The organism is Spirosoma jeollabukense (genome assembly GCF_054777855.1).
The window spans coordinates 63,155-73,454 of sequence record NZ_BAAHAD010000004.1 but is presented as its reverse complement, the minus strand read 5'-3'; the positions used below and the strand labels follow the sequence as shown (position 1 = coordinate 73,454).

Here is a 10,300-nt window from a genome sequence, read left to right as displayed (position 1 = left end):
AATTCGGAGCGATTCACTACTCTCTTTCAACCTTTACGCCAGTTACCATGAGCCATTCGCTCTTATCGCACATTGAAACCCACGTTGTCAAGTTTTTCGATCAACATCCTAAACCGGATCTGCTGTACCATAACCTGACACATACCCAGGAAGTGGTTCAGGCAACGGAGCAAATGGCGAAACACTACCAGTTGGCTGAAACCGATTTCCTGGCGGTAATGGCGGCCGCCTGGTTTCACGATTTGGGCCACCTGACAGGTCCGCCCGAAGAGCATGAGGAACGTAGCGCCGATCTGGCAGCCGATTATTTAAAGAAAGAAAAGCAGGAATCGCCTTTTATAAAATCGGTGAAGCATTGTATTCGGGCAACGAAAATGCCGCAATCACCCAAGAATTTATTGGAGCAGATTCTTTGTGATGCCGATCTATTTCATCTAGGCAGTGATGATTACAAGACCAAACAAAAACTTCTGCGAAAAGAGCAGGAGAAGTTGACCGGCACCGACATTTCGGGCAGCGACTGGCGGCAGGAAAACATTGCCTTACTGGAAACACATCGCTACTTCACCGATTACGCCCAGGCACTATTAGGCCAAAGTCAGGCAGAGAATTTACGTCGCCAGAAGGAAAAGCAAGCCGAAAAAGGGGAAGAAGGCAAGCCCGAACCCGTTGCCGAACCGACGCCCACTGAGCAACCCATTACGGCGGGAACTCCGCCGGTCGAGGATAAGAAAAAGAATAAAGATAACAAGACAGAACGGGGTATTGAGACCATGTTTCGGACTACCTCGACAAATCACCTTCGGCTGAGCGAGATTGCCGATAGCAAGGCCAACATCATGATTTCGGTTAACTCGATTATGGTGTCGGTGATTGTGTCGATTTTGCCGCGCCGGATTGAAGAAAACCCGAGTCTGATGGTGCCGACCGCCATGTTTTTGACCACGGCGCTGTTGACCATCGTTTTTGCGATACTGGCCACACGGCCCAACGTAACGCAGGGCACATTTACGCACGAAGACATTGAGCAGAAGAAGGGAAACTTGCTGTTCTTCGGCAACTTCCACAGCATGAGCATGGACGAATATCAATGGGGCATCAGCGAATTGATGCGGGACAGCAGTTATCTCTACGCCACCATGACCCGCGACATTTATTACCTGGGACGGGTGCTGGCGAAAAAATACAAGCTACTACGTATTGCCTACAGCGTCTTTATGTTCGGCTTTGTTACGTCCATTATGGGCTTCCTGATCGTCTTTCTATTTTTCGGGAAGTAATTTTCGTCGACGGCGTCGTGCCATTTCAGCACGTCAATTCTGTTTAGACGAATCAAGTTGAGCCTTAGCAAGAGCAACGTTACCTGAAACCAGCTTTCAGGTTCAACTGACTATTACTTATTTATCGTTACGTTCACAACGGTGGTTTCATACTCAAAAAGGAATCAATAAGTAGAATTGAGCACCGATACACTTTTAGGTGAGGTTTCCGAACTATACCCGATTCATCATCAGTAACCGAATTCATCGGATCGTACCGATTATTTTACCTCACTCAATTATGCAAGAGGCTGTAAACAGAAGGCAGTTTCTAACAACAGCCGGATTGTCAACGCTGGCACTTACGGCCGGAGTTAATCAACTATTGGCCGGGCTACCGAAAAAGTTAAATCTTAAAATCGCCTACTCATCCATCACCTGGGGCGGCAATGATGCGCAGGCCATTGCCGACCTGGCAGCTCTTGGCTATCGGGGTATTCAAATCAGGGCCAACACGTTCGGGCCATACCGCGCCAAACCTTCGGAATTAAAAGCGTTGCTCGATCAGCATAAACTAACGTTGGCTATGTTTTCGAGCGGCAACGTTGAGATTGACCCGGCCAAAGAGCAGAGTACCATTGACATGCACGTAGCGCACGCCAGTTTTGTAAAAGCGCTCGGCGGATCAGCCATTCAATTGACCAACTCAGCCCGCCCTAAAGATCGGCTCCCGACGACCGACGAATTGAAGCGACTGGCAACCGTTATGAATGAGATTGGGAAACAAACCGCCGACTTAGGGGTTCAGGCCACCTACCACAACCACATGAGCCAACTTGGCGAAACACCCGAAGAAGTCGATGTGATTGTGCAGGCTATGAATCCTAAATACATGAAGCTGGAACTCGACATTGCTCATTACAAGCAAGGAGGTGGCCAGCCCGAAAAGGCCGTGAAGCAGTACAAAGACCTTATTTATGCGCTGCACCTGAAAGACACGATGTCGCCCCGGCCCGATAAACCCGACGATCCCAAAGCCTACAAGTTTGTTGAATTGGGCCGGGGAAATGTTAATGTTCCGGCGGTTATAAAAGCGCTCGACGATATTAATTTTAGCGGCTGGGGAATCGTTGAACTGGATGGGGTTCCGGAACCAGACAAATCACCCGCCCAGTGTGCGCAGATTAACAAGGATTACATCACAAAAACGCTCAAGCTTAATTTGTGAAGGACTAAAAGAGCGAAATTGCTCTTTTAGTCCTTCATTTTTCCTTATGAAACAATTAATTCTTTCAGGTTTATTGCTCGGTTTGCTGGCTTTTGAAAATCCACAGACACCTAACACGCTCACGGCCAAAGAAAAAAGCGACGGCTGGAAATTGCTATTTGATGGCAAGACGACCAATGGCTGGCGCGGGGCCTATAAAGACAAGTTCCCCGAGAAAGGGTGGAACGTAGCGAATGGGTTGCTAACCATTCAGCAGTCCGACGGGTCAGAGTCGCAAAGTTTCGGCGACATCGTGACGGATGGCGAGTACAGCGATTTCGATCTGATGTTTGATTTCAAACTGACCGAAGGGGCCAACAGTGGCGTTAAATACTTTGTGGTTGAGCACTCGCCAAAACCTAAGGGATCGGCGTTCGGACTGGAGTTTCAAGTATTGGACGACGACAAACACCCCGATGCCAAACTGGGACGTAACGGCAACCGCACCGTTGGCTCACTGTATGACCTCATTCCAGCTACCAGCAAACAGGCTCATCCCATTGGTGAATGGAATACGGGCCGGGTCCTTTCGAAAGGCAGGCACGTTGAGCATTGGCTGAATGGCAAAAAAGTAGTCGAGTACGAACGCGGCAGTGAGAAATTCCGCGAATTGGTGGCCATGAGCAAATACAAAGCACCGGAATACAACGCAAACGGTCGTTTTGGCGAAGCTACTAAAGGACACATTCTGCTTCAGGATCACGGCAATCTGGTATCTTACCGGAACATAAAAATCAAAACTCTCTAAAAGATACTGACAATCAGACGTTAGACTTTTGAACCAAATGTCTTTGATAGATAACCGTGCCACCGTTTAGAATCGTAGCACTGCTGTCTACTAAAGACATACGTACTGGATCACATATTTTCAACACCTTAGCATATTCTATGGAAAATCGTCGTGAGTTTATAAAGAAATCTGCCTTGGCCGGACTCGGGATGAGTTTTTCGGCAAGCAGTTATGCCCGCATCCTCGGCTCGAACGACCGTGTTCGGGTAGGCATCATCGGTTTCTCGGACCGCTTCCGCCAATCGCTGGCACCCGCCTTTGCTGAACACGCCAAAAATCAGAATTTCGCTTTCGTAGGCGTATCGGACATCTGGAGCCGCCGTCGGGAAGAGGCCGAACAGTTCCTGAAAGGAAAAGGGCTGAACGACAGTACGTTCTTCAAAGCCCGCAATAACGACGAACTCCTCGATCGTAAAGATGTTGATGCCGTTATCATCAGCACAGCCGATTTCCAGCACGCCCTTCATTGCGCAGCCGCCGTTGAATCGGGACGCGATGTATATTGCGAAAAGCCCTTTGCTGAGTCGCTTGAAGACGCCCGCAAAGCGCTTAAAGCAGTCGAAGCCTCAAAGAAAATTGTGCAGGTTGGTTCGCAGCGACGGAGTGCGCCGAATTATCATCAGGCAAATGAGTTCATCCGGTCAGGCAAATTTGGCGATATTACGATGGTTGAAATGACCTGGAACGTCAACCAGCCCGGTCGTTGGCGCCGACCTAAACTGGTGGCTGAAATCAAGAAAGAAGACACCGACTGGGATCGTTACCAACTGAACCGCCCTAAAACAGCCTGGGATCCGCGTAAATACCTTGAGTTCCGGTTATTCTACCCGTATTCGTCGGGTATTCCGGGCCAGTGGATGTCGCACCAGATCGACACAGTTCACTGGTTCAGCGGCTTAGACCATCCACGCTCCGTAGTGGCTAACGGTGGTATTTACGTCTGGAAAGATGGGCGTACGAACGCCGACACGTTCACGGCGGTATTCGATTACGGTCCGGACAACGATAAAACCAAAGGTTTCCAGGTCTTGTATTCGTCACGCATGAATAACGAAGCGGGCGGAGTAAAAGAATATTACTACTCCAACGGTGGTATGATCAACCTCGATACAAACAAGATTTCGCCTGAGGGTGGCTTGGAAGAAAAATACGCCAAAGAAATGAATATGAAGGCGAACTTGCTGCCTACCATGTCGCTTGGAGAAGCCGCCAAAATGGCCACTTCAGCGAATACGGGTGGCGATCCAATGACTTCTTTGCACATGCAAAACTGGATGGAATGTGTTCGTAGCCGTAAGGAGCCAAACGCACCGGCTCGGGTTGGCTTCAACCACTCAGTGGCTAACATCATGGCTACCATGTCTTTGCATACGGGTAAGCGCGTAACCTGGGATGCGACCAAACAGGACGTAGTAGTAAGTTAAGAATGATGAATGATGAATGATGAATGATGAATGATTTTGCAAAAAATAACTCATCATTCATCATTTTTTTATAAGTGCTGCGCCGATCTGACAGCTTAGGCATTTTTTGACAGCGCAAAATTCATTATGTAATTCGATAGCCGCCTGCGAATCGAAGGCTGTGCGGATACCTAATCCAAGGGTATCCCACCCTTCGGTCAGGCGGTTTTTTTCGGCTGGCAACTGCTCCAGTAAGTTAATGGCTCGATCAATATAAGCCGGTTCTCCCCGATGATGGGCATAAGCAGCCAGGAGCGGCACAACCGTATTGATCAGAATCGTTGATGCCGAATCAGGTCCAAGGGTGGGTACCGTTTTTTCGGTAATTTTCCCAAATCGATAATGCGACTGCCAGTAATCTGACGGGGTTATCTGTAGCGATTTTAGTAACGTTTCAGCATTATTTGCACCCACGAAAAGCGAAAACAAGCTAGCATGTCGCGTTAGTAAGCGCGCTAGTTGAGCCAGTCGTAAAGTCGGAAAATTAGCCGGACGTAGCCGCCCCCACTTCCAGGCATGTGCTTCTACCTGTTTATCGGCAAGTTGATATTTCGCAGACAAAAATCGGTACTCACGCTGGAGAGTTGCTACGTAGTCGTCCGGCTCTTCGACAGTTAACAAACCAGCTGCGCCAAATAGCATGGCTTCAGCCTGCAACAGTACGTCACGATGTTTCAGGATTGCTTTCAACGGCACAGCCCGACTAAGTTGCGCCATCGGATCGGCATTGATTTTGAATCCCATGTTTATGGCCAATAGCCGGTATGCCGTTTCCTCCCAGTCGCCATTTGTCTGTTCAAAAAGTGCCCGGACACCTGCGGCTTTCCGCTCCAGGCGCTGGAGCATGGCCTTGTCCAACATCGACGTTACGCGCAACGGCGACACTGATCGAAATTGATCAGCGCAGGGAATACTCGCTGGCGAATCACTCAGATTAGTATAGCGCTCCAGCAAAACGGGAGAAACAAGCGGACTTAGTTCAAGCGTGGGTAACGGCGTCCCATTCGCCCGGTTAACTTGCCGCCCACTTATCACGCGGTCGTCTTGCCATACAACATGAAGAATGACGTTTTCATAAGCTCGGTCATGCTGATGACGATGCGCCAGCCAGTCAGATGTCCGAGTGTGCATCTCGACCGTACCAACCCACTCTACGTCGTTGATCAGTAGCCGGGCATTCGTAAAATCAGGCCCAGCATCATGATTTCGAAAACCGGGGCGTAGCACCTGCACTACGTCACCGTCGGTAGTGATGAGCTTCGTTGTTGTAAAATACTGATACTGCCAAACAAAATACAGAAAGACTTCGGGCACAGGTTGGTGAACAGTTAGCGATGAACAGCAGGCGATATAGCTTACTGATTCAGACGCAGAAACACCTGTTTGGTCGCATTTTGCCTAAAAATAGGTTTACCGGATATGCGCTAACTGCCGGGCCATTTCTGTTTGCAAAGCTTCCGCTTCTGCCCGCGCCTTTTCGGCAAAATCCAGTCCGTCAGATGCATACAGAATACTTCTTGACGCATTCACCAGAAGTCCACCTTTTTCCGTTAATCCCAGACGCGATACTTCTTCCAGATTTCCACCCTGCGCACCCACACCCGGTACGAGTAGAAAATTGTCGGGCGCCATCTCCCGAATCCGGCTAAATTCCTCAACGCGGGTTGCACCAACCACAAACATGAGTTGATCAGGGCCAGCCCAAGCTTGGGCCGTTTCAATAACCGTCTCAAATAATTCTTGATCGCCAACCAGTTGACGCTGAAAATCAGCACTGCCAATGTTTGAAGTCAGCGCTAGCAGGATGACCCATTTGCCTTTATAAGCCAGAAATGGCGTAACAGAATCGCGGCCCATGTAAGGAGCAACTGTAACGGAGTCGAACGCCAATCCAGCCGCGGTCGGATCAAAAAACGTACGGGCATACAAATCGGACGTATTACCAATATCGCCCCGTTTGGCATCAGCAATCGTGAAACAGTCTTTAGGAATGTAATCGAGCGTTTTTTGTAGACTTTCCCAACCGCGTGGACCCTGCGCTTCATAGAAAGCGATATTGGGTTTATAGGCCACAGCGAGGTCATGCGTAGCGTCTATGATCGCTTTGTTAAAGGCAAAGACCGGATCAGACTCAGTTTGGAGGTGGCGGGGAAGTTTGCGCGGATCAGTATCCAGCCCAACGCATAAATAAGACTGTTTCTGAAAAATCTGTTCACTTAATTCCGAATAAGTCATGCTGATGTAAGGAATCACCACGTAAAATGATTCGTCCCAAAAGTACGACTTACGGCGGCAGTTTCATAAATTTGCCAATAAGACCAACTATCTATACGTAACGACCTTATTTATGCAAGTCCGCCAAACAGCCATCGAAGGCCTGGTTGAACTGATTCCACGTGTGTTTGAAGACGAACGAGGTTTTTTTTTCGAGTCCTACAACAAGCCGCTTTTTGCGTCATTAGGCCTGCCCATGGAGTTCGTGCAGGACAATCAGTCTTTTTCGGTAAAAGGCGTGCTGCGCGGGTTACACATGCAGAATGAGCCGTTTGCACAGGGAAAACTGGTGCGCGTTATTACTGGCCAGGTGCTGGACGTAGCCGTCGATTTACGGCCCGACTCGCCCACCTTCGGACAATACGAAACGTTTTTGCTGGATGCCCGTCTTTCCAATATGGCCTATATTCCAGAAGGATTCGCTCATGGTTTCGTAGCCCTGGAAGACAGCATATTTAGCTATAAATGTACCAACATCTACAATAAAGCGGCAGAATCGGGCATTCGCTGGAACGACCCCGATCTAAATATCAACTGGGGGGTCAGCGATCCTATTATTTCAGATAAAGACCAGGAATTGAAACTGTTGCGAGAAGTTTTTCCGCAGGCAGTAGTATAAAAAATGATGAATGATGAATGATGAATGATTTTACATAAAAAATATTCACCATTCATCATTACTTCTCGTACATTTCTTCCATCACTTTACGGCCAACTTTTCGGGCAGAAAGGGGATTCTGGCCCGTAATCAGGCGCTCGTCAACCTCGATGAAGGGCAAAAACGGAATCAACCCCTTACTGTATAGTGCGTTTTTTTGCCGCAACGCATCTTCGAGCATGAACGGCACTTCATCATCCAGCCGAACGAGCTTTTCTTCCATATTTGAGAAGCCCGTTATCTGGCGGTTCTGGATTAAAAGCGAGCCGTCCGATAACATAACATTGAGTAATCCACTGACGCCGTGCCCAACGGCCGCCACCATACCACCGCTTTCGTAGATTTGGCGCGTGATCCGCTGTATTGCCGGATTCGCTGGAAAGTCCCACAGGGTACCGTGTCCCCCGGCAAAGAAAATGATCTGGTATTTTGCTGGATTCACATCATCCAGGCGAAGAGAGTTTTCCAACTTATCCCGAAACGTCATGTCATGATACCATTTTTCGTTGATAGTATCCCGCCGATCAATGCTCTTTTCATCGATGGGAACCAGCCCACCAGCAGGGCTGGCAATATCGTAAGGCAATTTTCGACCCGCTAATTCATCATAAAAGTGCGTAGCCTCGTTTAGCCACAAGCCTGTTTTATGTGATTTCGTTTGATAATCGGTATGGTTTGTACAGACTATGAGGGCGCGGTAGGTAGGGTCCATGAGCAAGAGGGAACGTTCGGCGTTTGAAGTTCGATGTTTAACGCCAAACTTCAAACGTTGGCTCAAAGGTTCTTCTACAGGGCGGCATCCAGGGTCAGTGATTTTCTTGGATATATACTATACGGTTGCATTAAACCTAACCAGTACGTTACTTATCTAATCACCGGAGCATAAGCTATTAAGCCAATTATTATTTGCCATAAAAAGTGATTGCCAATTAAATCATTTGTAATTATATTTGTTTGCAAACCTTACCGTACTTATAGCCATGAAAACTGTCAACTATGAATCGCTACAGGCCGAACACGCCTGGATGATTGTATCCGACCAACTTCAGCAACGTAACAATGTGCTGGCCAAGAGTATTTCGCACATGGAACGTAATCCAACCGATCTGCCCATGGCTAGTCGGCTGATCATATTGCGCTATCATCTCAAGATGAGTGTACGGCAGTTAACGAAGGACGCACGTCAGAAATTTCATACAAAACAATCGGCCGATCGGCTGGCCGAACAATGGCGACATGTGCATCAACTGCTTTTTTTACTTCGTCAGATAGACACGGAGCTTGGCCGGGCTACCGATGAAAATAATACATTACGTGTATGGCTGGAATCACTCGACGGGCGCGTTTACCGTTCAGCGTTAGTACATCTAAATTAGTTGAATCGCGGCCTGTCATTGGTGTAAACGGCAAACGTTTTGGGCATGAAAAAGCCGATTCTCGCAGAAAAAACAACTACGAGAATCGGCTTTTTTGACTCTTCACAATCAAATTACCACTTTGTCGATTTAACCAGCGCAGCATCCGTTACGTTGCCCGACTGAATCAACAGGCGGTAGCGGAAGGTAACATCTTTCCCCGCTGGCAGTGTATAATTTAGAGCCGGTGCCTTCCCTTCGCTTAAAATAGATTGCCCCAGCGGATTGGCCGCAAATAGTCCATATCCACGGGCATGCCAGTACGTTGGATAGCCAACGTTCTTTGGATTATCCATCAGTACGAGCGACACGGCTTCATTTCCTAGTGTTCCCGTTAGTTTTACCCAGGATGCACGAGTTCCCCAAACGGCATCGCCCTCTACGCCTTCGCTGCTCTTATAGTGCCCCGTTACACCTTCGTTATTCATCGCTGGCACTTTGGTGGCTACGCCCTGCGCATCCGTAAATACCTCCGGTTTGGTTGAGGGTTGCTCCAGTTGACGAGCTACGCGTAAAGCGATCATCCCTTCTTTGTTGTCTTTAAACAGAACATCTTTACCCGCTGCTTTCAGCGTCGTATTGCGGTCAATTGTGCGGCTGTCAGCACTCGCGTGAAACACGTATGTCGTTGTTTCCTGAAGCATGACTTTGCTGTCTTTATCCAGCCAGTCGGCCGTCACGACCAGTTCGGCCTCGCCGTTCCCGCTTTTCATCGACTTAACGCCTGTGTGGACGATCGTTCCAAACGGCCCTTTGTGCTCTGGTCCGATCTCGGTTGAGTTGTTCCAGAAATCATGACCATTCACGTCACCGTAATTGAACCACATGCCCACGTGGTGTGGATGATCGATACGTTCGCCGGGGCGCGGATCAAGTGGCCAGCCTCGGGTAATGAAATTGCCACCCGCTGAGAGGATCGGATACAGCACGGGCTTTTTCAGAACTGTCGGGCCTGGATAGATGTACGACGTGAAGGGTTTCCCGTCCACTGTTACAGTTACGTGTTTTTTGGCTTCGTCGTGCGTTAGCTGAATACGGTTGGTTTGGGCCTGAACCGACAGCATAGAGGCCGCAACTAGAAAAGCAATGAAGAAATGGCGCATTGGATGATTAGTTATTCAAATTTGAAAGTCGCGTTTTCAGGGGACAAAACAAACTGCCCCGACCTAAAAAA

General features: G+C 48.6%; 10 protein-coding genes. 6 read left to right on the top strand and 4 right to left on the bottom strand.

Going from position 1 to position 10,300, the window contains the following annotated elements:
- Nucleotides 1-47: 47 nt before the first annotated feature.
- The 4 genes from ACYVEA_RS17160 to ACYVEA_RS17145 all read left to right on the top strand — a co-directional run bounded on the left by ACYVEA_RS17160 (nucleotide 48) and on the right by ACYVEA_RS17145 (nucleotide 4,740).
- Entirely contained in the window at nucleotides 48-1,280 is a 1,233-nt protein-coding gene (locus tag ACYVEA_RS17160; RefSeq protein ID WP_461114658.1) for a Pycsar system effector family protein, read from the top strand.
- Between the two features lie 280 nt (nucleotides 1,281-1,560).
- The gene (locus ACYVEA_RS17155; RefSeq protein ID WP_461114657.1) at nucleotides 1,561-2,487 is read left to right on the top strand and encodes a sugar phosphate isomerase/epimerase family protein; all 927 of its coding nucleotides are present in this window, start codon (nucleotides 1,561-1,563) and stop codon (nucleotides 2,485-2,487) included.
- 46 nt (nucleotides 2,488-2,533) lie between these two features.
- The gene (locus ACYVEA_RS17150; protein ID WP_461114656.1) at nucleotides 2,534-3,274 is read left to right on the top strand and encodes a 3-keto-disaccharide hydrolase; all 741 of its coding nucleotides are present in this window, start codon (nucleotides 2,534-2,536) and stop codon (nucleotides 3,272-3,274) included.
- Between the two features lie 140 nt (nucleotides 3,275-3,414).
- The gene (locus ACYVEA_RS17145) at nucleotides 3,415-4,740 is read left to right on the top strand and encodes a Gfo/Idh/MocA family protein (RefSeq protein WP_461114655.1); all 1,326 of its coding nucleotides are present in this window, start codon (nucleotides 3,415-3,417) and stop codon (nucleotides 4,738-4,740) included.
- A gap of 60 nt (nucleotides 4,741-4,800) precedes the next feature.
- Here ACYVEA_RS17145 and ACYVEA_RS17140 read toward each other — a convergent pair whose 3' ends face one another.
- Complete coding sequence (locus tag ACYVEA_RS17140) at nucleotides 4,801-6,093, bottom strand: DUF2851 family protein (RefSeq protein WP_461114654.1); 1,293 nt, start codon at nucleotides 6,091-6,093, stop codon at nucleotides 4,801-4,803.
- A gap of 96 nt (nucleotides 6,094-6,189) precedes the next feature.
- Complete coding sequence (gene pyrF / locus ACYVEA_RS17135) at nucleotides 6,190-7,014, bottom strand: orotidine-5'-phosphate decarboxylase (protein ID WP_461114653.1); 825 nt, start codon at nucleotides 7,012-7,014, stop codon at nucleotides 6,190-6,192.
- Nucleotides 7,015-7,126: 112 nt separating this feature from the next.
- On the opposite strand from pyrF, the gene rfbC reads away from it, so the two are divergent.
- Nucleotides 7,127-7,672 (top strand): dTDP-4-dehydrorhamnose 3,5-epimerase, encoded by a 546-nt coding sequence (rfbC, locus tag ACYVEA_RS17130; RefSeq protein WP_461114652.1) that lies wholly within the window; start codon nucleotides 7,127-7,129, stop codon nucleotides 7,670-7,672.
- Between the two features lie 58 nt (nucleotides 7,673-7,730).
- Here the strand turns inward: rfbC and ACYVEA_RS17125 are convergent, their stop codons facing one another.
- Complete coding sequence (locus ACYVEA_RS17125; RefSeq protein ID WP_461114651.1) at nucleotides 7,731-8,423, bottom strand: type 1 glutamine amidotransferase domain-containing protein; 693 nt, start codon at nucleotides 8,421-8,423, stop codon at nucleotides 7,731-7,733.
- A gap of 268 nt (nucleotides 8,424-8,691) precedes the next feature.
- Between ACYVEA_RS17125 and ACYVEA_RS17120 the strand changes: the two genes are divergently transcribed.
- Nucleotides 8,692-9,087 (top strand): hypothetical protein, encoded by a 396-nt coding sequence (locus tag ACYVEA_RS17120; protein WP_461114650.1) that lies wholly within the window; start codon nucleotides 8,692-8,694, stop codon nucleotides 9,085-9,087.
- Nucleotides 9,088-9,200: 113 nt separating this feature from the next.
- On the opposite strand, the gene ACYVEA_RS17115 is transcribed toward ACYVEA_RS17120, so the two are convergent.
- Nucleotides 9,201-10,229 (bottom strand): DUF6807 domain-containing protein, encoded by a 1,029-nt coding sequence (locus tag ACYVEA_RS17115; protein ID WP_461114649.1) that lies wholly within the window; start codon nucleotides 10,227-10,229, stop codon nucleotides 9,201-9,203.
- Nucleotides 10,230-10,300: the final 71 nt, after the last annotated feature.